The 24210-nt window shown below is 71.4% G+C and carries 24 protein-coding genes and 1 tRNA gene; 16 read left to right on the forward strand and 9 right to left on the reverse strand.

The features are described from left to right. Positions 1-44 precede the first annotated feature (44 nt). On the reverse strand, positions 45-935 hold the full coding sequence (gene ligD, locus AMK18_RS13790; protein ID WP_018102660.1) for a non-homologous end-joining DNA ligase: 891 nt from the start codon (positions 933-935) through the stop codon (positions 45-47). Between the two features lie 62 nt (positions 936-997). Between ligD and ku the strand changes: the two genes are divergently transcribed. Further along, the gene (gene ku / locus AMK18_RS13795) at positions 998-2029 is read left to right on the forward strand and encodes a non-homologous end joining protein Ku (RefSeq protein WP_073863002.1); all 1032 of its coding nucleotides are present in this window, start codon (positions 998-1000) and stop codon (positions 2027-2029) included. Positions 2030-2108: 79 nt separating this feature from the next. Here the strand turns inward: ku and AMK18_RS13800 are convergent, their stop codons facing one another. Then, on the reverse strand, positions 2109-4019 hold the full coding sequence (locus AMK18_RS13800) for a S53 family peptidase (RefSeq protein WP_073863003.1): 1911 nt from the start codon (positions 4017-4019) through the stop codon (positions 2109-2111). 391 nt (positions 4020-4410) lie between these two features. Here AMK18_RS13800 and glyA point away from each other — a divergent pair, with 391 nt between their 5' ends. Continuing rightward, on the forward strand, positions 4411-5682 hold the full coding sequence (gene glyA / locus AMK18_RS13805; RefSeq protein WP_073863004.1) for a serine hydroxymethyltransferase: 1272 nt from the start codon (positions 4411-4413) through the stop codon (positions 5680-5682). 60 nt (positions 5683-5742) lie between these two features. Here the strand turns inward: glyA and AMK18_RS13810 are convergent, their stop codons facing one another. From AMK18_RS13810 to AMK18_RS13830, 5 genes are all read right to left on the reverse strand, one after another. Next, entirely contained in the window at positions 5743-5988 is a 246-nt protein-coding gene (locus AMK18_RS13810) for a DUF397 domain-containing protein (protein WP_073863005.1), read from the reverse strand. Further along, a complete protein-coding gene (locus tag AMK18_RS13815; RefSeq protein ID WP_073863006.1) occupies positions 5985-6848 on the reverse strand; it encodes a helix-turn-helix domain-containing protein in 864 nt (287 codons plus the stop codon). The genes AMK18_RS13810 and AMK18_RS13815 overlap by 4 nt, the downstream gene beginning before the upstream one ends. Positions 6849-7051: 203 nt before the next feature. Next, a complete protein-coding gene (locus AMK18_RS13820) occupies positions 7052-7459 on the reverse strand; it encodes an arsenate reductase ArsC (RefSeq protein ID WP_073863007.1) in 408 nt (135 codons plus the stop codon). Then, positions 7452-8540 (reverse strand): ACR3 family arsenite efflux transporter, encoded by a 1089-nt coding sequence (gene arsB, locus AMK18_RS13825; RefSeq protein WP_073863008.1) that lies wholly within the window; start codon positions 8538-8540, stop codon positions 7452-7454. The genes AMK18_RS13820 and arsB overlap by 8 nt, the downstream gene beginning before the upstream one ends. After that, positions 8537-8908 carry an ArsR/SmtB family transcription factor gene (locus AMK18_RS13830; RefSeq protein ID WP_073863009.1) on the reverse strand — a complete coding sequence of 124 codons (372 nt, stop codon included), beginning with the start codon at positions 8906-8908 and terminating at the stop codon, positions 8537-8539. Before AMK18_RS13830 ends, arsB begins: the two co-directional genes overlap by 4 nt. 81 nt (positions 8909-8989) lie before the next feature. On the opposite strand from AMK18_RS13830, the gene AMK18_RS13835 reads away from it, so the two are divergent. The 3 genes from AMK18_RS13835 (at position 8990) to AMK18_RS13845 (ending at position 10334) form a co-directional block, all read left to right on the forward strand. Further along, positions 8990-9433 (forward strand): ArsI/CadI family heavy metal resistance metalloenzyme, encoded by a 444-nt coding sequence (locus AMK18_RS13835; RefSeq protein ID WP_073863010.1) that lies wholly within the window; start codon positions 8990-8992, stop codon positions 9431-9433. Between the two features lie 86 nt (positions 9434-9519). Beyond that, positions 9520-9972 carry an ATP-binding protein gene (locus tag AMK18_RS13840; protein ID WP_073863011.1) on the forward strand — a complete coding sequence of 151 codons (453 nt, stop codon included), beginning with the start codon at positions 9520-9522 and terminating at the stop codon, positions 9970-9972. A 56-nt stretch (positions 9973-10028) separates the two neighbouring features. After that, a complete protein-coding gene (locus AMK18_RS13845; RefSeq protein ID WP_079199281.1) occupies positions 10029-10334 on the forward strand; it encodes an AbrB/MazE/SpoVT family DNA-binding domain-containing protein in 306 nt (101 codons plus the stop codon). A 45-nt stretch (positions 10335-10379) separates the two neighbouring features. Here AMK18_RS13845 and AMK18_RS13850 read toward each other — a convergent pair whose 3' ends face one another. Together AMK18_RS13850 and AMK18_RS13855 are read right to left on the reverse strand one after the other, a co-directional pair. Beyond that, the gene (locus AMK18_RS13850) at positions 10380-10634 is read right to left on the reverse strand and encodes a hypothetical protein (protein WP_073863012.1); all 255 of its coding nucleotides are present in this window, start codon (positions 10632-10634) and stop codon (positions 10380-10382) included. A gap of 118 nt (positions 10635-10752) precedes the next feature. Then, positions 10753-10824 (reverse strand) — tRNA-Arg (locus tag AMK18_RS13855). A gap of 216 nt (positions 10825-11040) precedes the next feature. Here AMK18_RS13855 and AMK18_RS13860 point away from each other — a divergent pair. The 11 genes from AMK18_RS13860 (at position 11041) to prmC (ending at position 24204) form a co-directional block, all read left to right on the forward strand. Continuing rightward, positions 11041-11439 (forward strand): response regulator, encoded by a 399-nt coding sequence (locus tag AMK18_RS13860; protein WP_018102652.1) that lies wholly within the window; start codon positions 11041-11043, stop codon positions 11437-11439. Between the two features lie 55 nt (positions 11440-11494). Continuing rightward, entirely contained in the window at positions 11495-12565 is a 1071-nt protein-coding gene (nrtL, locus tag AMK18_RS13865) for an ArgS-related anticodon-binding protein NrtL (RefSeq protein ID WP_073863013.1), read from the forward strand. A gap of 25 nt (positions 12566-12590) precedes the next feature. Next, positions 12591-13982: a diaminopimelate decarboxylase gene (lysA, locus tag AMK18_RS13870; protein WP_026171463.1), complete on the forward strand. Its 1392-nt coding sequence runs from the start codon at positions 12591-12593 to the stop codon at positions 13980-13982. Between the two features lie 125 nt (positions 13983-14107). After that, on the forward strand, positions 14108-15418 hold the full coding sequence (locus AMK18_RS13875) for a homoserine dehydrogenase (RefSeq protein WP_018102649.1): 1311 nt from the start codon (positions 14108-14110) through the stop codon (positions 15416-15418). Positions 15419-15424: 6 nt separating this feature from the next. Next, the gene (thrC, locus tag AMK18_RS13880; RefSeq protein WP_018102648.1) at positions 15425-16495 is read left to right on the forward strand and encodes a threonine synthase; all 1071 of its coding nucleotides are present in this window, start codon (positions 15425-15427) and stop codon (positions 16493-16495) included. 458 nt (positions 16496-16953) lie between these two features. Continuing rightward, positions 16954-17871: a homoserine kinase gene (gene thrB, locus AMK18_RS13885; protein WP_018102647.1), complete on the forward strand. Its 918-nt coding sequence runs from the start codon at positions 16954-16956 to the stop codon at positions 17869-17871. Positions 17872-18275: 404 nt separating this feature from the next. After that, entirely contained in the window at positions 18276-20303 is a 2028-nt protein-coding gene (rho, locus tag AMK18_RS13890) for a transcription termination factor Rho (protein ID WP_018102646.1), read from the forward strand. A gap of 299 nt (positions 20304-20602) precedes the next feature. Continuing rightward, on the forward strand, positions 20603-21703 hold the full coding sequence (locus AMK18_RS13895) for an LCP family protein (RefSeq protein WP_073863014.1): 1101 nt from the start codon (positions 20603-20605) through the stop codon (positions 21701-21703). 154 nt (positions 21704-21857) lie between these two features. Then, entirely contained in the window at positions 21858-22082 is a 225-nt protein-coding gene (gene rpmE / locus AMK18_RS13900; RefSeq protein ID WP_018102644.1) for a 50S ribosomal protein L31, read from the forward strand. Positions 22083-22233: 151 nt separating this feature from the next. Further along, on the forward strand, positions 22234-23310 hold the full coding sequence (gene prfA, locus AMK18_RS13905) for a peptide chain release factor 1 (protein WP_018102643.1): 1077 nt from the start codon (positions 22234-22236) through the stop codon (positions 23308-23310). A 48-nt stretch (positions 23311-23358) separates the two neighbouring features. After that, positions 23359-24204 (forward strand): peptide chain release factor N(5)-glutamine methyltransferase, encoded by an 846-nt coding sequence (prmC, locus tag AMK18_RS13910; RefSeq protein WP_018102642.1) that lies wholly within the window; start codon positions 23359-23361, stop codon positions 24202-24204. Positions 24205-24210: the final 6 nt, after the last annotated feature.

Below are 24210 nucleotides of genomic sequence, written 5' to 3' on the forward strand. Positions count from 1 at the left end.
CAAGAGTCGCGTACTTACGGTATGGACGGGGCGGGTCCGTCCGATCAGTCCGGAAGCCGTCGTCCCTGGTCCGGATCGCAGAGCGGGGCGAGCAGATCGCCGTGCCGGTCGAGCCGTGCCGCCATGTCGTCCGCCAGGAACACCAGATCGCCGGGGGAGCGGCAGCCCTCGATCTCCGCCCAGGTGACCGGCGCCGAGACGGCGGGCTCGGCGCGGGCGCGCAGGGTGTAGGGCGTGGCGGTGGTCTTCGCGGCGGCGTTCTGGCTGAAGTCGACGAAGACCTTGCCCGGGCGCAGCGCCTTCCGCATCCGGTGCACCACCAGGTCCGCGAGCTCCTGCTCCGCGCGGACGGCGAGGCCCTTCGCGTACGCCGACACCGCCGCCGAGTCCGTGGGGACGACCGGGACCAGCAGGTGCAGGCCCTTGGCGCCCGAGGTCTTCCCGTACGCCGTCAGGCCGTCCTCGGCCAGCCGCTCCCGCAGCCACAGCGCGACCCGGCAGCACTCGACCACCGTAGCGGGCGGCCCCGGGTCCAGGTCGAACACCAGCCGGTCGGCCACCGCCGGGGTCCCGGCCCGCCACTGCGGGGTGTGGAACTCCACCACCAGGTTGGCCGCCCACATCAGCGAGGCCAGATCCTCCACGACCACCTGCTCGGACGGCTCGCTCTCGCGGTGCGGCACGGGGGCCCGGCGTACCCAGGACGGAGTACCGGGCGGCGGGTTCTTGGTGAAGAACAGCTGGCCCTCCGGCCCGTCCGGATAGCGCAGGAAGGACACCGGCCGGTCCCGCAGATGCGCGAGCAGCACCCCGGCCGCCGTGGCCGCGTAGTAGTGCAGCACCTCGCCCTTCGTGGTGCCGGTGGCCGGATACAGCACCTTGTCCAGATTGCTCAGGGACAGCCGTCGCCCCTCCACGTCGGTGATCGGCGTCATACGATAAGAATCACACGCAGAACGCAGCTTTCTCCGTATCTCCGGATACAAGGGGTGAACCGGTGAGATCCATCTGGAACGGCGCCATCTCCTTCGGGCTGGTCAGCATCCCGATCAAGCTGGTCAACGCCACCGAGAACCACTCGATCTCGTTCCGGCAGGTCCACGTCGAGGACGGCGGGCGCATCCGCTACCGCAAGGTGTGCGAGCTGGACGGGGAGGAGGTGCCGTCCGCCGAGATCGGCAAGGCGTACGAGGACGCCGACGGCACCATGATCCCGATCACCGACGAGGATCTGAGCCGGCTGCCGCTGCCCACCGCGAAGACCATCGAGATCGTGGCCTTCGTCCCGGCCGACGCGATCGACCCGCTCCAGATGGACGCGGCCTACTACCTCTCGGCCAACGGGGTCCCGGCGGCGAAGCCGTACACCCTGCTGCGCGAGGCCCTGAAGCGGAGCCGGAAGGTGGCCCTCGCCAAGTACGCGCTGCGCGGGCGCGAGCGCCTGGGCATGCTCCGGGTCGTGGACGACGTGATCGCCATGCACGGGCTGCTCTGGCCGGACGAGATCCGGGCCCCCGAGGGCGTCGCCCCGGAGTCCGACGTGACCGTCCGGGACGCGGAGCTGGACCTCGCGGACGCCCTGATGGACACCCTCGGCGAGGTCGACATGGACTCGCTGCACGACGACTACCGCGAGGCGGTCGAGGAGCTGATCGCCGCGAAGGCGTCGGGCGAGGCGCCGGAGCAGCCCGAGAAGGGCGCGAAGGGGGGCGGCAAGGTCATCGACCTGCTCGCGGCCCTGGAGAGCAGCGTCAAGGCCGCGAAGGAGGCCCGGGGCGAGGAGGGGGAGGACTCGGTGGCGGACGTGACGCACCTCGCCGACCGCAAGCCGTCGGGCGGCGCCGCCAAGAAGTCCGCCTCCTCCCCGAAGTCCAGCGGCGGCAAGAAGTCCACGTCGAGCGGTACGGGCAAGCAGGCGGCCAAGAAGACGGCCACCAAGAGCACCGCGAAGAAGACGGCCGCCAAGAAGACGACGGCGAAGAAGACGGGCTCGAAGAGCACCGCGTCCCGCAAACGCGCCTCGGCCTGAGCCTGCCCGGACGCATGGACATGGGGCCGGTCCACCGCGATCGGTGGCCGGCCCCACGCCTCGTCCCAGCGCCGGTCGGTCAGCGCCGGCGGTAGGAGCTCACATAACCGGCGGCCGGGGTGCCGACGCCGGTCACGTCGTCGTAGCCGCGCACGGCCGCCAGCGAGGCGTCCTTGCCCAGGCTGCGCACGGTGGTCCGCAGACCGTCCGCCGCGTCGACGCCGTTGACGTAGTCCACCCGGACGACCGCCAGGTCACGGTGTGCGCCGAGCGGGTGGTCGGTCACGTCGTGGTACGCCTTCGAGTGGTACCGGGCGTAGATCGCCGGGTTGGCGAACCCGATCGGCCGCCCGTGCTGGGCCTGCTGCGCCAGCGCCTGGATGCCCGCGATGACCGGGGCCGCCAGCGAGGTGCCGCCGATGCGGTACTCGTCGTAGCCCAGCGAACCGTCGGGCAGGGTCTGGGTCTGCCCGACCAGGAAGCCGGTGTTCGGGTCCGCGACGGCCGCGATGTCCGGCGCCGTGCGCATCCGGGTCTTCCCGTTCGCCCGCGCCAGCGAGTCGGGCACGATCCCGCGCTGGTAGAACGGCTGCTTCACGGTGGAGCTGGTGCCGCCGCCCGCGCCCGAGGTGTAGGCGCCGGGGAACCCTTCCCAGCTGCGGCCGTCCGCCGCCAGCGGGGCGTTGAGCGTGCCCCAGCCTGTCTCCCAGAGGTACTTGTCGTGCTTGCCGACCGCGAGCGCGGTGCCGCCGACCGAGGTCACCCAGGCCGAGTTGGACGGGACGTCGATCTGCTTGGTACCGGTCGAGTCGACGTTGTCGCCCGCGTCGCCGGAGGAGAAGTAGAAGCCGATGCCCTCGATCGCGCCCATCTGGAACACGTGGTCGTAGGCGAGCGCCAGGTCCGGCGTCTGGTTGGCCTCCACATCGCCCCAGGAGTTGGAGACGATGTCCGCGAGGTGGTGGTCGACGACCTTGTTCAGCGAGTCGAGCAGGTCGTTGTCGTAGCAGGACGCGCCGCCCACGTACACGATGTCGGCGGCGGGCGCGACCGCGTGCACGGCCTCGACGTCGAGGGTCTCCTCGCCGTACCAGCCGGAGGCGCCGCACTCCTCGGTCTTCGTGTACTCCTTGGGCAGCACCTGGCTCAACTGGCCGTGCTTGTAAGGGGCGTCGCCGTTGCGCTTCGCGTACTCGGCGGCGTCCTTCGCGATGGTCGGCGAGGCGTACGCGTCGGTGATGGCGACGGTCACGCCCTTGCCGGTGTAGCTCCCGGCCCCGTACGCGGCGCGCAGCTGCTTGCCGGTGTAGCCCTTGATGGCGTACGGCGCCTTCGACCCGTACGCCTTCGGCAGCGAGGAGGCCGTCTTCGACCCGAAGTACGAGGAGAACGGACCGGAGTTGCGGAACACCGCGTCCGGCGGCGGCAGCACGTCGTCGTGGCGGGCGGTGTGCGGGGCGTTGTCCAGGCCGGACACGGCGAGCACGGCGTCGCCCAGCCCGGCGGGGACCGAGGCGGTGCTGGACGGGGCTCGGTAAGTGCGGCCGCCCTTGCGGTAGTTGCGCAGCTGGGTGGAGAACGCCTTCTCGGCGGCGGCGACGTCACCGGTGGCCGAGACGTAGTGCTGGTTCGCCCCGGTGACGGTCAGCCCACCGGCCTTCAGCCACTGACTGACCCGCTCGATCTGCTCCGGCGTGGCCCCGAACCGGGCCTGCGCCTGCGCGGGGCTCAGGAACTTCCCGTACGAGGACGAGTCCGGGTCCGACACGGCGGCGGCGTAGGCGGCGAGCCCCTTCGCGTCCCGGCCCGCCAGGTGCACCCGGACGGCCACCTTCGTGCTGTCGGAAGCGGCCCCCTGGTCGGCCGAGGCGGTCGCCCAGGCCGGTTTGGTGCCCTGCAACGCGTCCCGGCCCCCGTGCCCGGCATCGGCACTGGCGTCGGGCATCCCGAGGGCGAGCGCCCCGGCGAGCAACGGCAGTGTCACTGCCATGCTCAGCCCGGCGCGTCGTCCGGCGCGGCTGAATATCAAAACAACAACCCCCTGCGATATGGGTCTCGCGTACGGAGCATGTGCCGAATGAAGTGCACATGTAATGCGCCACTCTGGCGAGTAACCCTTCATGCAGGGGGCATGCATTCCCCAAGACTCGGCCAAGTGCCGTGGCAAGCGGGTCGGTTCACCTGCCGCCGCGCACCCCGCCCCGCCGCCCGGTAAGGTGCGGAGGGCCGCGACTGGCGCGCACTCCTCGCGGGGTGCTCAGTGGAATCGACCACGAGGGAGCGGCACACCCCGGGCGTGCCCGGGGGCGTCATGCCGGAGAGCCGTCCGCCTGGGCATCCGGGTCCACGCCGCAGCGATGCGTCCGACCCGGGAGGAACCCGTGACCGCGTCCGTACCCGCACAGCCCCGCCACCCCGCCCTGGCGGAGGCAGACCCCGAACTCGCCGCCCTCGTGGCCGCCGAGGAGCGGCTCCAGGCGGACACCCTGCGCCTGATCCCCAGCGAGAACTACGTCTCCGCAGCGGTGCTCGAAGCGTCCGGCACCGTGCTCCAGAACAAGTACTCCGAGGGCTACCCCGGCAAGCGCTACTACGAGGGCCAGCAGGTCATCGACCAGGTCGAGACCCTGACCGCCGACCGCGCCCGGGCCCTCTTCGCCATGGACCACGCCAACGTCCAGCCGTACTCCGGCTCCCCGGCCAACCTCGCCGTCTACCTGGCCTTCCTCAAGCCCGGCGACACCGTGCTCGGCATGGCCCTGCCCATGGGCGGCCACCTCACGCACGGCTGGGGCGTCTCCGCCACGGGCACCTGGTTCAACGGCGTCCAGTACGGCGTCCGCCGCGACACCGGCCGTGTCGATCTGGACGAGGTCCGCGATCTGGCCCTCGCCGAGCGGCCGAAGCTCATCTTCTGCGGCGGCACCGCCGTGCCCCGCGAGATCGACTTCGCGGGCTTCGCGGAGATCGCCCGCGAGGTCGGCGCGGTCCTCGTCGCCGACATCGCGCACATCGCGGGCCTGGTCGCGGGCGGCGCCCACCCCTCGCCCGCGCCGCACGTGGACGTCGTCTCCACGACCACCCACAAGACCCTGCGCGGCCCGCGCGGCGCGATGCTCCTCAGCCGCGCCGAGCACGCCCGCGCCCTGGACCGCGCCGTTTTCCCCGGCCTCCAGGGCGGCCCGCACAACCAGACCACGGCCGCGATCGGCGTAGCCCTGAAGGAGGCGGCCACCCCGGACTTCCGCGCGTACGCCCACGCGGTGGTGGCCAACGCCCGCGCGCTGGGCGAGGAGCTGGCGGCCCGAGGCTTCGACCTGGTCTCCGGCGGCACCGACAACCACCTGCTGCTGGTGGACCTCACCGCCAAGAACATCCCCGGCAAGCCCGCGGCCAAGGCCCTGGACCGCGCGGGCATCGTCGCCAACTACAACGCGGTCCCGTACGACCCGCGCAAGCCGTTCGACCCGTCGGGCATCCGCCTCGGCACGCCCGCGCTGACATCGCGGGGCATCCCGGTCTCGGAGATGGCCAGGATCGCGGGGTGGATCGACCGCGTGATCACGGGTGATGAGGACACGATCGGGAAGGTGCGCGCGGAGGTGAAGGAACTGATGGACGCGTACCCGGCGCCGGGGCTGCCGGTGGGGTGAGCCGCCGCGTACGACTGTGCCCCGCAACGGAGTTGTCCGGTGCGGGGCACGGTGTGTGGCTCAGTTCTGGGCGGCGTACGCGATGAACTCGTTCCACGTCGTGGGGGAGAGGGCGAGTTCGGGGCTGTGCTGGTCCTTGGAGTCACGGACGTGGACGGCGGTGGGGCAGGTGGCGACCTCGACGCAAGCGTCCCCCTGGGAGCCGCTGTAGCTGGACTTGTGCCAGTCCATCGCCACCTCGACGCAGTTGTCTCCCTCCGAGCCGCTGTAGCTGCTCTTGAACCAGGCCAGGCCGGACGTGCTCATAGCGCTCCTCGCATTCGCTTCAGCAGGCTCAGCGAGTCCTCGGGCGTCAGAGCCTGCGAGCGCAGTTTCGCATACCGCTGCTGGAGCACGCTGATCTCCTTGGGGTCGGAGATGAGCCGTCCGTTCTTCTGTCCCTCCGAGTAGGCGAACCACCGGTGCTCAGGAGTCTCCGCCAGCACGATGGGCCCATCGGTCCCCGCATGCGAGACCCGCCGCGTAGGCATGATCTGAAACTCGACGTTCCAATTTCCCTCGATCAACTCGATCAGGTGGTCCAGGAGTTCACGCGTGACATCGTCCCCACCCGTGTGCCGCTCCAGGACCGACTGCTCCACGATGAAGCTGAACGCGGTCGGCGGCTTCCGGTTGACGGAAAGAATCTCCTGACGGGCCATGCGTGCCGTGATCCGCTGCTCCAACTCCTCCGGGTCCGGGAGCGGCGGCACGGCGAGCGAGATGGCACGGGCGTACGCCTCTGTCTGCAACAGGCCAGGGATCACCCGGCATTCATACGTGTAGACGCTGATCGCCGTCGATTCGAGGCGCGCCCACTGCACGAACCAGTTCGCCAGCCCGGCCTGCCGGGTGAGGTAGGGCGCGGCCTTGCGCAGGGCACCCGTGTTGCCGAGGACCGGTTCCGCGCTCTCCACGAAGCCGCGCTCCGGCCACCGGCGGCCCTGCTCGATGGAGGCGATCGTGTGCCTTGAATAGCCGACCAGTTTGCCGAACTGCTCGCGGCTCAGGCCCGCGTGTTCGCGTAGGGCATGGACGACCGCGCCGAAGGTGCGCAGACTGTCCGAAGCCTCCGGCTCCGTACCGCCCGCAGATCCCGTAACGCCGTCCGTGTTCCCGTAGGCCATCGTGGCCACCTTTCGCGCCGCCGCACCCCGTCGTACCGCTTCTGACTCGGTGTCATGGTCGAGGCGGGGGCTACGTACTGTCCACCAGGCGTGTGCGTACGCTGACGCAGCGTACGCGCTGCGGACCTGGTGCGAGCGGGGATTTCGGCGTTGCGTGCGAAGCCTTGCACACGCTTTCGTTTCGGACGGGTCCGTTGATCCGCTCAGCGGGGCCGGAGCTCGGCGAGGAGGTCACGGACGTGCCGCTCGATGCGGTCGCGGATCGGCCGGACGGCCTCGATCCCGTGACCGGCGGGATCTTCGAGTGACCAGTCGAGGTACTTCTTGCCGGGGAAGACGGGGCAGGCGTCTCCGCACCCCATGGTGATCACCACGTCCGATGCCTGTACCGCTTCGACGGTCAGCACTTTCGGGGTCTCGGCGGAGAGGTCGATGCCGACTTCCGCCATGGCCCGGACGGCGGCCGGGTTCACCGAGGCCGCGGGGGCGGACCCGGCGGAGCGGACCTCGACGCGGCCTTCGGAGAGATGGGTCAGGAAGGCGGCGGCCATCTGCGAGCGGCCCGCGTTGTGGACGCACACGAACAGCACGGACGGCTTGGGTTCAGGCATGGGCGGAGCCTTCCGGGGAGGCGGGGAAGTGGCGGCGGGCGGCGAGGGCGACGTGGACGAGGCCGATCAGGACGGGGACCTCGATGAGGGGGCCGACGACTCCGGCGAGGGCCTGGCCGCTGGTGGCGCCGAAGGTGGCGATGGCGACGGCGATGGCGAGCTCGAAGTTGTTGCCGGCCGCGGTGAACGCCAGCGTCGTCGTCCTCGGGTAGTCCAGCCCCACGGCACGGCCGACGGCCATGGACCCGGCCCACATGAGCGCGAAGTACGCCAGCAGCGGCAGCGCGATCCGGGCGACGTCCAGGGGGCGGGAGGTGATGGCGTCGCCCTGGAGGGCGAAGAGCACGACGATGGTGAACAGCAGCCCGTACAGGGCGACCGGGCCGATCCGGGGGATCAGCTTCGTCTCGTACCAGGTGCGCCCCCGGGCCTTCTCGCCGAGACGCCGGGTGAGGAAACCGGCCAGCAGGGGGATGCCGAGGAAGATCAGGACCGAGCGGGCGATCTCCCACACGGAGACGTCCAGCGCGGTCTGCTCAAGGCCCAGTCGACCGGGCAGCACGGACAGGTAGAACCAGCCCAGTGCGGCGAAGGCGAGCACCTGGAAGAGCGAGTTCAGGGCGACCAGGACGGCGGCGGCCTCGCGGTCGCCGCAGGCGAGATCGTTCCAGATGACGACCATGGCGATGCAGCGGGCGAGCCCGACGATGATCAGGCCGGTGCGGTACTCGGGCAGGTCCGGCAGGAAGATCCAGGCGAGCGCGAACATCAGCGCCGGACCGACAACCCAGTTGAGGACCAGAGACGTCAGGAGCAGCGGGCGGTCGCGGGTGACGGTGTCGAGGCGGTCGTAGCGGACCTTGGCCAGCACCGGGTACATCATCACGAGCAGGCCCAGCGCGATCGGCAGCGAGACGCCGGTGACGGTCACCCCGGCCAGCGCGTCCCCGAGACCGGGCACGAGACGCCCCAGGCCGAGCCCGGCCGCCATCGCGAGCAGAATCCACACGGCGAGGAAGCGGTCGAGGAACGCCAGCCGTCCGGCGACCGGTGCCGGTGCGGCAGCGGCGTCCGTCGTCACGAGACGGGTCCGGCGGGGCGGGTGAGGATCGCGGCGAGCCGGTCCGTCATCGCGGGCAGCAGGCGGTAGTACACCCAGGTCCCGCGCCGCTCGGAGTCGATGAGCCCGGCCTGCTTCAGCAGCTTCAGGTGATGGGAGATCGTCGGCTGCGACAGGTCGAAGGCAGGCGTCAGATCGCAGACGCAGACCTCCCCGCCCGCGCGGGACGCGATCATCGACAGCAGGCGCAGCCGCACCGGATCACCCAGCGCCTTGAACACCTTCGCCAGGTCGGCGGCCTGGTCCTCGTCCAGCGGGGCGGTCAGCAGCGCCGGGCAGCATCCCTCGGCACCGTCCTGGCCGATCACCACGAGCTCTTGTTTCGACATGCTTCTATATTGACGTCCTTCAATCCACGACGCAAGCTTGTATCGACAGACATCGAATCAACCCGTTCGGGGAGTACCGCCATGTCCCGTGTCCAGCTCGCGCTCAACGTCGCCGACCTCGAAGCCTCGGTGACCTTCTACTCCAAGCTGTTCGGCGTCGAACCGGCCAAGCGCCGCCCCGGCTACGCCAACTTCGCCGTCGCGGAGCCCCCGCTCAAGCTCGTCCTGATCGAGGGCGAGCCCGGCCAGGACACCCGCCTGGACCACCTCGGCGTCGAGGTCGAGACCACCGCGGCCGTCACCGCCGCCACCGACCGCCTCAAGGAGGCCGGCCTCGCCACGTTCGAGGAGAACGACACCTCCTGCTGCTACGCCCTCCAGGACAAGGTCTGGGTCCACGGCCCCGGCAAGGAACCCTGGGAGGTCTACGTCGTCAAGGCCGACGCCGACCAACTGGGCAAGACCCCGGCAATCGAGGCCGAAGCCGGTTGCTGCGCCGACCGATCCCCGGCGACCGCGAGCTGATGCGGACGCCCTGAGCACGTACGCTCACAGGGAGTACGCAGGTGATCACTGGTGCGGGGCGGGGCCGTGCCGCCAGATTTGAGGGCATGACACCACTGCCCACCGCGGTCGCCCCCCAAGCTCCGGCCACCGCAAACGCGTTCACCCAGCGCTTCAGCTCCACCCCGCGCGGCGCCCGGCTCGCCCGGCGGCTCGCCCTGCACCAGCTCGACGCCTGGGGCGTGCCGTACGGCAGCACGGCGTCCGACACCGCCGCCGTGCTGGTCGCCGAGCTCGCCGCCAACGCCGTCACTCACGGCCGCGTCCCCGGCCGCGACTTCGAGCTGGTCGTCCGGCTCACCGGCCGCACCCTGCGCATCGAGGTCTCCGACACCAGGGGCGAACACCGCCCGCCGTCCGGCGCCGTGGCCGAGCCCGCACCGCTTGCCGAGGAGGGCCGAGGACTGCTCCTGGTCGCGGCGCTCGCCGACCGGTGGGAGGTGCTGGACCGGGCCCCTATCGGCAAGACGGTCGCGGTCGAGCTGGAACTGCCGCGCTGACAGCGGACTGCGGGCCCGGGTGTACCGCGTGGGAGAGTGGGAGACGGAGGCTGCTTATGGCTGCGACCACGTTTCGTGCCGCCGTGCGCGACAAGGGAGAGCTGACGCTGCCCGCAGGAATCCGAGAGGTGCTCGGAGTCTCCCCGGGTGACGAGCTTGAGTTCGCCATCAATGACGACGGCGTTGTCGAGGTGCACGGACTACGGAAGATCCGTGCGGACCAGGCGTGGTTCTCGACGGAGCGGTGGCAGGCGGGTGAGCGTGAGGCGAGCGAGGACGTTGCCGCCGGGCGCACCACCCGGCACGAGGGCGTGGACGAGATGTTCGCGCACCTCACCTCACCGGCGCCGGGTCGCCGGTGAGGTGACGGGGGGCCAGGCGGCCCTGCCGCCGGTCCGCGTCGCCCCTCAGACGGCGACGATCAAGGCCGCCACCGCGAACAGCGCCGCCGCCGTGCCGGCCAGCGCGCTGAGTACGCCGATGCAACGGAAGAGCACCGGGGGCCAGGCGAAACGCGACGTGACGGGCATGCCCTCGGTCAACGCCCACAGCGCGATGCCCTCTTGGTGGCGTCGCGCCATCGCGGTGGCGTTCCGGACCATCCGCACCCCGAAGACGGTGAAGGCGAGCGCGATGAGCAACCCCACGATGATGACGAACATGGTCCCCCCTGGACACGCGCGCCACGGCCGGCGCGGCTCGGCCGCATCGTACATACGCGAAGACCCCGACCTCAGTGTTTCCACTGACGGCGGGGTCTTTTCGGCACTTCCTGAGAAGTGCCCCCGGCAGGATTCGAACCTGCGCACCCGGCTCCGGAGGCCGATGCTCTATCCCCTGAGCTACGGGGGCGTATCGCTGTGCTGCTCTGCGACGGGTGAAACACTACCAGCTCCGACGGGGTGCCCGTGAACAGGTATTCCGCGTCATCGCGTGACGGTGCGCACCCCCTCGTACACACATCCGGCCATCCTTATGGGGGCTCCTCCGGGGGCGGAAGTGGGCAAAACCCGGACGCAGCCCCTCCGGCGCGCCTACTCTCGAAGGGTGTCTGGGGCATGCGGCCGCGTGCTTGTTGTCGACGACAACAAGGTCATCCGGCAGTTGATCAGGGTCAATCTCGAGCTGGAGGGCTTCGAGGTCGTGACCGCGGGCGATGGTGCCGAGTGTCTGGATCTCGTGCACCGGGTCCGTCCCGACGTGATCACGCTCGATGTGGTCATGCCCCGGCTCGACGGCCTCCAGACCGCCACCCGGCTGCGGTCCGACCCGCGCACCCGGCATCTGCCGCTCGCGATCGTCAGCGCGTGCACGCCGTACGAGGTGGACAGCGGGGTCGCCGCCGGGGTCGACGCGTTCCTCGCCAAGCCCTTCGAGCCGACCGAGCTGGTACGGCTCGTGCGCCGGCTGATGGAGCGCGGCCGGACGGCCGCGCTCGACGGGCGGGCGGAGAGCGCCGCGGGCTGACCGCATGGCGAAACCGGTTCGCGAAGGGCCCCCCTCCCTCCCCTACGCTTGTGCCGTGACCCCCGTCGATCTCTCCACGACCGTGCTGCACGCCGTGCGCCGCGCGGTCCGCGAGGACGCCCTGCGCGCGCCCGTGCCCGCGCGCGTGCGGGTGGAGAGGACCCGGCCCGGCGGGCGCGGCGACTACGCCAGCGCCGTCGCGCTCCAGCTCGCCGGACCCGCAGGGCTCCGCGCCCGCGAGGTCGCCGAGATCCTGCGCGACCGGCTCGCCGGAGCCCCCGGGGTCGCCGGGGTCGAGATCACCGGACCCGGCTTCCTCAACTTCACGCTCGACGCCGCCACCGGCGCCGCCGCCCACCGCGACCTCGTCCACCGGGTGCGGGCGCAGGGGGAGCGGTACGGGTACGGGGACGCCCTCGCCGGACAGCGGCTGCGGCTCGTCCACGCCCGCGAGGTCCGGGCCGCCGTCACCGCCGACGCCGTCCGCCGGCTGCTGGCCGCCCAGGGTGCCGACGTGAGCGTCGGCTGCGACGGGGAGCCGGACCCGGACTGGACGCGCCTCGGGGTGCGCACGGAGGCGTCCGACGACCAGGCGGAAAACCCCATACGCCCCGTCCCCGCCGGGGACACCGCCGCCGCCCTGCTCGACCGCCTCGGCCCCGACGCCGCCCGCTGGGGCCTCCTCCGCGCCGCCGGGCACGACCGTGCCCCCCTCGGGCCCGAGCTGATCGCGCAGACCGAGGCCAACGCCCTCTTCCGCGTCCGGTACGCCCACGCCCGGGCCCGCGCCGTGCTCCGGGGCGCGGACCGGCTCGGGTTCGCCGTCGCCGGGGCCGGTGAGGACATCGACGCCACCGGGGCCGACGCCCTGCTCGCGCTGCTCGACGCGCACCCCGCCGTCCTCGCGGGCGCGGCCCGCCACCGCGCCCCCGACCGGCTCGCCCGGCACCTCGACGCGGTCGCCGCCGCCTTCTTCGACTTCCACGACGCCGCCCCACCGCTCCCCGTCGGGGACGAGAAACCCTCGGCCGCCCACCGCTCCCGGACGGCCCTCGCCGAAGCCGCCGGGACGGTGCTGGCCGGCGGCCTGTCCCTGCTCGGCGTCAGCGCGCCCGAACACCTCTGAGCACCCGAGAGAGCAGAGCCACACGATGAGCCGATCCGCACACCCCGCCGGACCCCGTCACGCCGACGTCATGTCCGAGGGCCACTACCTCGCCCCCGCCGACGACCTCAACGTCCTGGACGAGAAGGTGTGGTCCCGCACCGTCACCCGCGACGAGCACGGCGCCCTGACCGTCGGCGGGCTCACCGTGTCCCGCCTCGCCGAGGAGTTCGGCACCCCCGCCTACTTCCTGGACGAGACCGACTTCCGCGCCCGCTGCCGCGCCTGGTCCGACGCCTTCGGGCCCGGGGCCGACGTCTTCTACGCGGGCAAGGCGTTCCTCTCCCGGGCCGTCGTGCGCTGGCTCAAGGAGGAGGGGCTCAACCTCGACGTCTGCTCGGCCGGCGAGCTGGCCACCGCGCTCGACGCCGGGATGCCCGCCGAGCGCATCGCCCTCCACGGCAACAACAAGAGCGTCGAGGAGATCGAGCGCGCCGTCACGGCGGGCGTCGGGCGCATCGTCCTCGACTCCTTCCAGGAGATCGTCCGCGTCGCCCACGTCGCGCAGAGCCTCGGCAAGCGCCAGCGCGTCCAGATCCGGGTCACCGTCGGCGTCGAGGCGCACACCCACGAGTTCATCGCCACCGCCCACGAGGACCAGAAGTTCGGCATCGCGCTCGCCGGGGGACAGGCCGCCGAGGCCGTGCGCCGGGCGCTCACCCTGGACGGGCTCGAACTCGTCGGCATCCACTCCCACATCGGGTCCCAGATCTTCGACATGGCCGGCTTCGAGGTCTCCGCCCGCCGCGTCGTGCAGCTGCTCGCCGAGGTGCGCGACGAGCACGGCGTCGAACTGCCCGAGATCGACCTCGGCGGCGGTCTCGGCATCGCGTACACCTCCGAGGACGACCCGCGCGAACCGCACGAGATCGCCAAGTCGCTCGGCGACATCGTGACCCGCGAGTGCGAGTCCGCCGGGCTCGCCACCCCCCGCATCTCCGTCGAGCCCGGCCGCGCCATCGTCGGCCCGACCGCCTTCACGCTGTACGAGGTCGGCACGATCAAGCCGCTGGAGGGTCTGCGCACCTACGTGAGCGTCGACGGCGGCATGTCGGACAACATCCGGACCGCGCTGTACGACGCCGAGTACAGCGTCGCGCTCGCCTCGCGGACCTCGGACGCCGAACCGATGCTCGTCCGGGTCGTCGGCAAGCACTGCGAGAGCGGCGACATCGTGGTCAAGGACGCCTTCCTGCCGGCGGACCTGGCCCCCGGCGACCTGATCGCCGTGCCCGCCACCGGCGCGTACTGCCGCTCCATGGCGAGCAACTACAACCACGCCCTGCGCCCGCCGGTCGTCGCCGTGCGGGACGGGGAGGCGCGGGTGATCGTCCGGCGCGAGACGGAGGAAGATCTCCTGCGTCTCGATGTCGGCTGATGCCGTATTTCCGGGGGCGTACCACGCTATCCCCGTAAACATCTCAGGATCCGGACGGGTGGCGGGAACACCCGTCCGGTGAGTGAGACTGGTCCGTACTACAGGTGTAAAGGAAACGAGGTCGGATGATGCGTACGCGTCCGCTGAAGGTGGCGCTGCTGGGCTGTGGTGTGGTCGGCTCAGAGGTGGCGCGCATCATGACGACGCACGCCGACGACCTCGCCGCGCGCATCGGCGCGCCGGTGGAGCTCGCCGGCGTCGCCGTACGCCGGCCCTCCAAGGTGCGCGAGGGCATCGACCCCGCCCTGATCACCACGGACGCGACCGCCCTCGTCAAACGCGGCGACATCGACGTCGTCATCGAGGTCATCGGCGGCATCGAGCCCGCCCGCACGCTGATCAGGACCGCCTTCGAGCACGGCGCGAGCGTCGTCTCCGCCAACAAGGCCCTGCTCGCCGAGGACGGCGCGGCCCTGCACGCCGCCGCCGAGCAGCACGGCCGGGACCTCTACTACGAGGCCGCCGTGGCCGGTGCCATCCCCCTCGTACGACCGCTGCGCGAGTCCCTGGCCGGCGACAAGGTCAACCGGGTGCTCGGCATCGTCAACGGCACCACCAACTTCATCCTCGACAAGATGGACACCAGCGGCGCCGGCTACTCCGAGGCGCTGGACGAGGCCACCGCCCTCGGTTACGCGGAGGCCGACCCCACCGCCGACGTGGAGGGCTTCGACGCCGCCGCGAAGGCCGCGATCCTCGCCGGGATCGCCTTCCACACCCGGGTGAGGATCGGCGACGTGCACCGCGAGGGCATCACCGAGGTCACCGCCGCCGACATCGCCTCCGCCCGCCGCATGGGCTGCACCGTCAAGCTCCTCGCCATCTGCGAGCGCGCCGCCGACGGCGCCTCCGTCACGGCCCGGGTGCACCCCGCGATGATCCCGCTCAGCCACCCGCTCGCCTCGGTGCGCGAGGCGTACAACGCGGTGTTCGTGGAGGCCGAGGCGGCCGGGCAGCTGATGTTCTACGGCCCCGGCGCGGGCGGGGCGCCCACCGCGTCCGCGGTCCTCGGCGACCTCGTGGCCGTCTGCCGCAACAAGCTCAACGAGGCCCCCGGGCCCGGCGAGTCCGCGTACACGCGCCTGCCGGTGAGCCCCATGGGCGACGTCGTCACGCGGTACCACATCAGCCTCGACGTGGCCGACAAGCCGGGCGTGCTCGCCCAGGTCGCGACGGTCTTCGCCGACCAGGGCGTATCCATCGATACGGTCCGCCAGCAGAGCCGGCCGGACAGTCAGGAAACCGACGGCGAGGCATCGCTCGTCGTCGTCACCCACCGCGCGCCCGACGCCGCCCTCTCCGGGACCGTCGAGGCGCTGCGCAAGCTCGACACCGTGCGCGGTGTCGCCAGCATCATGCGTGTTGAAGGGGAGTAAGGACCCATGACCACCAAGGGCACCCACCAGTGGCGCGGCATCATCGAGGAGTACCGGGACCGTCTCCCGGTCACGAGCACGACGCCGGTCGTCACGCTCCGTGAGGGCGGTACGCCGCTCGTCCCCGCTCAGGTCCTCTCCGAGCGCACGGGCTGCGAGGTGCACCTCAAGGTCGAGGGCGCCAACCCCACCGGGTCCTTCAAGGACCGCGGCATGACCATGGCCATCACCCGGGCCAAGGAGGAGGGCGCGCAGGCCGTCATCTGCGCCTCCACCGGCAACACCTCCGCCTCGGCCGCCGCCTACGCGGTCCGGGCCGGGATGGTCTGCGCGGTCCTCGTGCCGCAGGGCAAGATCGCGCTCGGCAAGATGGGCCAGGCGCTCGTGCACGGCGCCAAGATCCTCCAGGTCGACGGCAACTTCGACGACTGCCTCACGCTGGCCCGCTCGCTCTCGGACAACTACCCGGTCGCGCTGGTCAATTCGGTCAACCCGGTCCGTATCGAGGGCCAGAAGACCGCCGCGTTCGAGATCGTCGACGCACTCGGCGACGCCCCGGACATCCACGTCCTCCCGGTCGGCAACGCGGGCAACATCACCGCGTACTGGAAGGGCTACACCGAGTACGCCGGGGACGGCATGGCGGCGCACAAGCCGCGCATGTGGGGCTTCCAGGCGTCCGGCTCGGCGCCCATCGTGCGCGGCGAGGTCGTCAAGGACCCGTCGACCATCGCCACCGCGATCCGGATCGGCAACCCGGCCTCCTGGAACTACGCGCTGGCCGCGCGGGACGAGTCGGGCGGCTTCATCGATGAGGTCACGGACCGTCAGATCCTCTCCGCGTACCGGCTGTTGGCCTCCCAGGAGGGCGTTTTCGTGGAGCCCGCCTCGGCCGCGTCCGTCGCCGGTCTGCTCAAGGCCGCCGAGGAGGGCAAGGTCGACCCGGGCCAGCGCATCGTCTGCACGGTGACCGGCAACGGCCTCAAGGACCCCGACTGGGCCGTCGCGGGCGCCCCGCAGCCCGTCACCGTCCCGGTCGACGCGGCCGCCGCCGCCGAGAAGCTGGGCCTGGCGTAACCACGTAACGCCACACCCCCGGGCCGGTCCGGACGACGGCCCGGGGTCAGGGCCTTTCGTTTGGATCATGCCGGGCTCGCGGGGCCTGGTGCCGCACCTCGCGGCGTTGTCGTCAATCACCAACGCTCCGCGTTGCCTCAATCCTCCGCCTTGCGATGCACGGCACCAGGCCCCGCTCCCTGATCCGGCCTGATCCAAACGAAAGGCCCTGCGCGACGACTCGTCAGAAAGGGCTCCTACCGGCCCTTTCCGGCAACAAGAGCGCACCGCGGGCGTGCGACACGCATCGTGCGCCTCCTGTGCGCCCTATGTCGCCACAGAACCTTCCTTCGATAAGCTGTACCCAACCCGCCCCGCCGCATCTGCCGGGGTGCCCCGGGCCGTTGCGGCTCCCCCGAAGAACCCCCGCCCGCAGCCCCCGGAATCCCCGCCGCCTCACAAGGAGAGTCGTCACAGCGATGGCCGGTCCCGCCTTCCGAGCCGCCGCCGTCCGGGTGCGCGTCCCCGCGACCAGCGCCAACCTGGGCCCCGGTTTCGACGCCCTCGGCCTGTCGCTCGGCCTGTACGACGACGTCGTCGTCCGCGTCGCCGACTCCGGACTGCACATCGACATCGCCGGTGAGGGCGCGGACACCCTGCCCCGCGACGAGAAGCACCTGCTCGTACGCTCCCTGCGCACCGCCTTCGACCTGCTCGGCGGACAGCCGCGCGGCCTGGAGATCGTCTGCGCCAACCGCATCCCGCACGGACGCGGCCTCGGCTCCTCCTCCGCCGCCATCTGCGCCGGAATCGTCGCCGCCCGCGCCGTGACGACCGGCGGTGACGCCCGCCTCGACGACGCGGCCCTGCTGGAGCTCGCCACGGAGATCGAGGGCCACCCCGACAACGTCGCGGCCTGCCTGCTCGGCGGATTCACGCTCGCCTGGATGGACGGCGCCTCCGCCCGCGCGATCAGGATGGACCCCGCTGACTCCATCGTTCCGGTGGTCTTCGTCCCCGGCAAGCCGGTGCTCACCGAAACCGCCCGCGGACTCCTGCCGCGCACCGTCCCGCACGTCGACGCCGCGTTCAACGCCGGCCGTGCCGCCCTCCTCGTCGAGGCCCTGACCAGGCGCCCCGAGCTGCTGCTCACGGCCACCGAGGACCGGCTGCACCAGGACTACCGCGCGCCCGCCATGGCCGAGAGCGTCGAGCTCGTCGGCCGGCTGCGCGCCGAGGGCGTCCCCGCGGTCATCTCCGGCGCGGGACCGACGGTGCTGGCTCTGGCCGGGGACGGCGACGCCGACAAGGTCGCCCGACTGGCGGGCGAGGGCTGGGCGGCCAACCGGCTCGCTCTCGACGCGCAGGGCGCCAGCGTCCTGCCGCTGGCCCCGTAGCCCGCGAGGCCGCTGGCCGAGAAGTGATTGCCGGTGAGTGAGAGGGGGAATGTTTGTTGGAGCCGGTAGTGTTAATCTCAAGTCTGCAATCGACGTCCAAGAGGCGCGTTGCTTCGTGTCCCCTTCGGGACCACCATTTCTTCCGGGAGCCTCCCCAACTGCCTGAGCAGCCTGCCTGAGCAGTTGCGAGCACGCTCCGGAACCGGCACGACACCCCTCGCTCGTCCAGGAGTGGGCCGAGCAGGGGGATGCTCGCGCCGGGCACATGCACACCTCATCTCTCCGCCGTTCCATCCGGCGGACCACCGCCCCGGCACGGGCCGCACCAACCGAGGACCGCAGCCGGACAGCACAACCGGTCGCCGAGCCAGAAGGCCGACGTCCGCTCCAGGGAAGGACCCTTCGTGAGCGACACCACCGATCTGATGGGCGTGACTGCCGACAAGAGCGTCGACAGCGCCGCGCCCGCCGAAGGTGCTGCCACTGGCACCACCGCACGGCGCCGCCGCTCCGGCACCGGCCTTGAGGGCATGGTCCTGGCCGAGCTGCAGCAGGTCGCGTCCGGCCTCGGTATCAAGGGCACCGCGCGGATGCGCAAGAGCCAGCTGATCGAGGTCATCAAGGAGGCCCAGGCCGGCGGCGGCTCCTCCGCCCCCAAGGCCAAGGCCGCCGCGGCCCCCGCCGAGGCAGCCGAGACCAAGCCGAAGCGCCGCGCCACCTCCAAGACGCGCACCGGCGCCGACGAGGCCCCGGCCGCCGCGCCCGCCGACAAGGCCACGGCCCAGCAGCAGATCGACATCCCGGGCCAGCCGGCCAGCGACGACCAGCCCGCGGGCGAGCGTCGTCGCCGCCGCGCCACCGCGCAGGCGGGCAGCCCGGAGAGCAAGCCGGACGCCAAGGCGCAGAGCAAGGACCGCGCCCAGGACGAGCCGAAGCAGGACCAGAAGCACGAGGCGCCCGCCGAGGACCGCTCCGCCGAGTCCAAGGCCGAGTCCGGCGCGGACAACGCCGAGGGCCGCCGGGGCGACCGCGGCGACCGCCAGCGCGGGGACCGCGGTGGCGAGCAGCGCCGCGACCGTCAGCGCGACGGCCGGCGCGGCAAGGGCGACGACCAGGGCGGCAACCGGCGCCAGGGCCAGGGCGGCGGCGGCCAGAACCAGGGCGGCAACAACGGGCCGCAGGACGACTTCGACGACGACGGCGGCCGGCGCGGCCGTCGCGGGCGCTACCGCGACCGCCGGGGCCGTCGTGGGCGCGACGAGTTCGCCGACGCCCCGCCCGTCACCGACGACGACGTCCTGATCCCCGTCGCGGGCATCCTGGACATCCTCGACAACTACGCGTTCATCCGGACCTCCGGCTACCTGCCCGGCCCGAACGACGTGTACGTCTCGCTCGCCCAGGTCCGCAAGAACGGCCTGCGCAAGGGCGACCACGTCACCGGTGCGGTGCGCCAGCCCAAGGACGGCGAGCGCCGCGAGAAGTTCAACGCGCTGGTCCGCCTCGACACGGTCAACGCCGGAGCGCCCGAATCGGGCCGCGGCCGCCCCGAGTTCCAGAAGCTGACCCCGCTCTACCCGCAGGACCGGCTCCGCCTGGAGACCGACTCCAACGTCCTGACGACGCGGATCATCGACCTGGTCGCCCCCATCGGCAAGGGCCAGCGCGGTCTGATCGTGGCCCCGCCGAAGACCGGCAAGACCATGATCCTCCAGGCCATCGCCAACGCGATCACGGTCAACAGCCCCGAGTGCCACCTGATGGTCGTCCTGGTGGACGAGCGTCCGGAAGAGGTCACCGACATGCAGCGGTCGGTGAAGGGCGAGGTCATCTCCTCGACCTTCGACCGCCCCGCCGAGGACCACACCACGGTCGCCGAGCTGGCCATCGAGCGCGCCAAGCGCCTCGTGGAGCTGGGTCACGACGTGGTCGTCCTGCTGGACTCGATCACCCGCCTGGGACGCGCGTACAACCTCGCCGCCCCGGCCTCCGGCCGCATCCTGTCCGGTGGTGTCGACTCGACCGCGCTCTACCCGCCGAAGCGCTTCTTCGGTGCCGCGCGCAACATCGAGGACGGCGGCTCGCTGACCATCCTGGCCACCGCGCTGGTCGAGACCGGCTCGCGCATGGACGAGGTGATCTTCGAGGAGTTCAAGGGCACCGGCAACATGGAGCTCAAGCTCGACCGCAAGCTCTCCGACAAGCGGATCTTCCCGGCGGTGGACGTCGACGCGTCCTCCACCCGCAAGGAGGAAATCCTGCTCGGCAGCGAGGAGTTGGGGATCGTCTGGAAGCTGCGCCGGGTGCTGCACGCGCTCGACCAGCAGCAGGCCATCGAGCTCCTGCTCGACCGGATGAAGAAGACCCAGTCGAACGCGGAGTTCCTGCTCCAGATCCAGAAGACGACGCCGGCCCCGGGCAACAACGACTAGTCGTCGCCCTCCGGCAGCACACAGGGCCGCCCCCGCACCTCCGGTGCGGGGGCGGCCCTGTGCCGTATCCCGTTGCCGTTCCGAGACCTTCGCCACACGGGCACGGCCGCGCGGGACCCTCGTACGACCGTTGTACGGGCCATGAAACCGCAGGTGAGCGCCGGAATACGGGCCGTTCCCGCAGCCGCCCGAGCGGTTCCGGGCTCCTCGGGGGGCCACAGCGTCCTGTGCCACGCTTTTTGTCGCCACCACGGAAAGAGGGGGTACCCGGACAGCAGCCGACGGAACGAGGGAGACGCATGAGCGAGCGAAGCGGGAGCAACGGCCGAATACGGGCCACCGGCAAGCGCCGGAAGAAACCGTCCCGCGGCCGCAGGGCCACGCGCATAGCCGTCTGGAGCCTGGCCGGCGCGGTCGTCGTGGGCGGTGCGGGCCTCGGTTACGCGTACGTCCACCTCAACGGCAACCTCCAGGCCGTCGACATCAACACCGCGCTCGGCAAGGACCGCCCCGAGAACGTCGACAACGGCTCCGAGGACATCCTCGTCCTGGGCTCCGACTCCCGCTCCGGCGCGAACGGCAAGTACGGCGAGGACGGCGGAGGGGCCCGTTCCGACACCGCGATGGTCGTCCACGTCAACAAGGGGCACAAGACCGCGAGTGTGGTCTCCATCCCGCGCGACACCCTCGTCACCCGGCCCGACTGCACCGGCGACGTCAGCGGTGATCCGGTGGCCGGGCAGCAGCGCGCCATGTTCAACACGGCGTACGAGGTCGGCGGGCCTGCCTGCGCGGTCAAGACCGTGGAATCCATGTCCGGCATCCGCATGGACCACTACATCGAGGTCGACTTCACCGGCTTCAAGAAGCTGATCGACAAGCTCGGCGGCGTCGAGATCACCACCACCAAGGCGATCGACGACCCCGACAGCCACCTGGACCTCCAACCCGGCACCCACACCCTGGACGGCGAGCAGTCGCTCGGCCTGGTCCGCACCCGGCACAGCGTCGGCGACGGCAGCGACCTCGGCCGCATCCAGCTCCAGCAGGCATTCATCAAGGCGCTGATGCAGCAGGTCAAGAGCGTGGGCGTGTTCGACGGCACCAAGCTCTACGGGATCGCGGACACCGCCACCAAGGCCGTCACCACCGACTCCGACCTCGGCTCGGTCACCAAGCTCGCGAGCTTCGCCAAGGGCCTCAAGGGCCTCGGCTCCGACAACGTGAACATGGTGACCCTGCCCGTCGAGTACGACCCCGCCGACCCCAACCGCGTCATCCCGCTGGAGAAGGCCGACCGGCAGGTCTGGGACGCCCTGAACGCCGACAAGCCGGTCCCCGCATCGGCGACGAAGCAGTCGGCCGGCGACAAGGGCGACGCGGGCAAGCTCGTCCGGTGACCCGGGCCCCCGGCCGTGTCCGGGGGAATACCCGGCCGTCCACCCTGGTTTTGGGAGATACGGCCGGTCCTGGCAGACTGGTACGTCGGCCCCGGTTCACGGACGCGCAATCCGCGCGTACGACCCGGTGCCCTCCCGAACCTAGGAGACACCCTTGAAGCGCGACATCCACCCCCAGTACGTCGAGACGCAGGTCAGCTGCACCTGTGGCGCGTCGTTCACCACCCGCTCCACGCTGGACAGCGGCACCATCCGTGCCGAGGTCTGCTCCGAGTGCCACCCGTTCTACACGGGCAAGCAGAAGATCCTCGACACCGGTGGCCGTGTGGCCCGCTTCGAGGCCCGCTTCGGCAAGGGCGCCAAGGCCGCCGGCAAGTAGCGAGCCGTCCGCGCCGGTCCGCGGTGCCCTCTTCCCGGGGGCGCCGTGGCCGGCGTTTTTTTCCGGTCCGGGCACGGGGTCTCCGTATCCCGGCCCCGGCAGGCACCCACCGGCCGGCAGGCACGACGAGCGAAGGAACCAGGAGCCCGAGATGTTCGAGGCGGTCGAGGAACTGATCGGTGAGCACGCCGATCTCGAGAAGCAGCTCGCCGACCCCGCGGTCCACGCCGACCAGGGCAACGCGCGCAAGCTCAACAAGCGCTACGCGGAGCTGAGCCCGATCGTCGCGACGTACCGCTCCTGGAAGCAGTCCGGTGACGACATCGAGACCGCCCGCGAGTTCGCCGCCGACGACCCCGACTTCGCCGCCGAGGTCAAGGAGCTGGAGCAGCAGCGCGAGGAGCTCACCGAGAAGCTCCGCCTCCTGCTCGTTCCCCGCGACCCCAGCGACGACAAGGACGTGCTCCTGGAGATCAAGGCCGGGGCGGGCGGCGACGAGTCCGCGCTGTTCGCCGGCGACCTCCTGCGCATGTACCTGCGCTACGCCGAGCGCGTCGGCTGGAAGACCGAGATCATCGACTCCACCGAGTCCGAGCTCGGCGGCTACAAGGACGTCCAGGTCGCCGTGAAGACCAAGGGCGGCAACGGGGCCACCGAGCCCGGCCAGGGCGTCTGGGCCCGGATGAAGTACGAGGGCGGGGTGCACCGCGTGCAGCGCGTGCCCTCCACCGAGTCCCAGGGCCGCATCCACACCTCCGCCGCCGGTGTCCTCGTGACGCCCGAGGCCGAGGAGGTCGACGTCGAGATCCACGCCAACGACCTCCGCATCGACGTCTACCGCTCGTCCGGCCCCGGCGGCCAGTCCGTCAACACGACCGACTCCGCCGTCCGCATCACGCACCTGCCGACCGGCGTCGTCGCCTCCTGCCAGAACGAGAAGAGCCAGCTCCAGAACAAGGAGCAGGCCATGCGCATCCTGCGCTCCCGGCTCCTCGCCGCCGCCCAGGAGGCCGCCGAGCAGGAGGCTTCGGACGTACGTCGCAGCCAGGTGCGTACGGTCGACCGTTCCGAGAAGATCCGGACGTACAACTTCCCGGAAAACCGGATCTCGGACCACCGCGTCGGCTTCAAGGCGTACAACTTGGACCAGGTGCTCGACGGCGACCTGGACGCGGTGATCCAGGCGTGCGTCGACGCCGACTCCGCCGCCAAGCTGGCCGCCGCCTGAGCCCACCACCTGCCCCGCCCCGCTCGTGAACCCGTACGGAGAACCGCGATGAACCTGCTGCTCGCCGAGGTGGCCCAGGCCACCCAGCGGCTGGCCGACGCCGGTGTTCCCTCACCGAGATTCGATGCCGAGGAACTCGCCGCCTTCGTCCACGGCGTCAAGCGGGGCGAGCTGCACAACGTGCCGGACGCCGACTTCGACGCCCGCTACTGGGAGACCATCGCCCGCCGCGAGGCCCGCGAACCCCTCCAGCACATCACCGGACGCGCCTTCTTCCGCTACCTGGAGCTCCAGGTCGGGCCCGGCGTCTTCGTGCCCCGCCCGGAGACCGAGTCGGTCGTCGGCTGGGCCATAGACGCCGTCCGCGCGATGGACGTGGTGGAGCCGCTGATCGTGGACCTGTGCACCGGCTCCGGCGCCATCGCCCTCGCCATGGCCCAGGAGGTCCCGCGCTCCCGCGTGCACGCCGTGGAGCTCTCCGAGGACGCCCTGAAGTGGACCCGGAAGAACGCCGAGAACTCCCGCGTCACCGTTCACCGCGGCGACGCGCTCACCGCCCTGCCCGAGCTGGACGGCCAGGTCGACCTGGTCATCTCCAACCCGCCGTACATCCCGCTCACCGAGTGGGAGTACGTGGCGCCCGAGGCGCGCGACCACGACCCCGAGATGGCGCTGTTCTCCGGCGAGGACGGCCTCGACACCATCCGGGGCATCGAGCGCACCGCGCACCGCCTGCTCCGCCCCGGCGGCCTCGTCGTCATCGAGCACGCCGACACCCAGGGCGGCCAGGTGCCCTGGATCTTCACCGAGGAACGGGGCTGGGCCGACGCGGCCGACCACCCCGACCTCAACCGGCGACCCCGGTTCGCCACCGCCCGCAAGGCGATGCCGTGACCCGCG

Source organism: Streptomyces sp. CB01249, from assembly GCF_001905735.1.
In the GTDB taxonomy this organism is placed as follows: Bacteria; Actinomycetota; Actinomycetes; order Streptomycetales; family Streptomycetaceae; genus Streptomyces.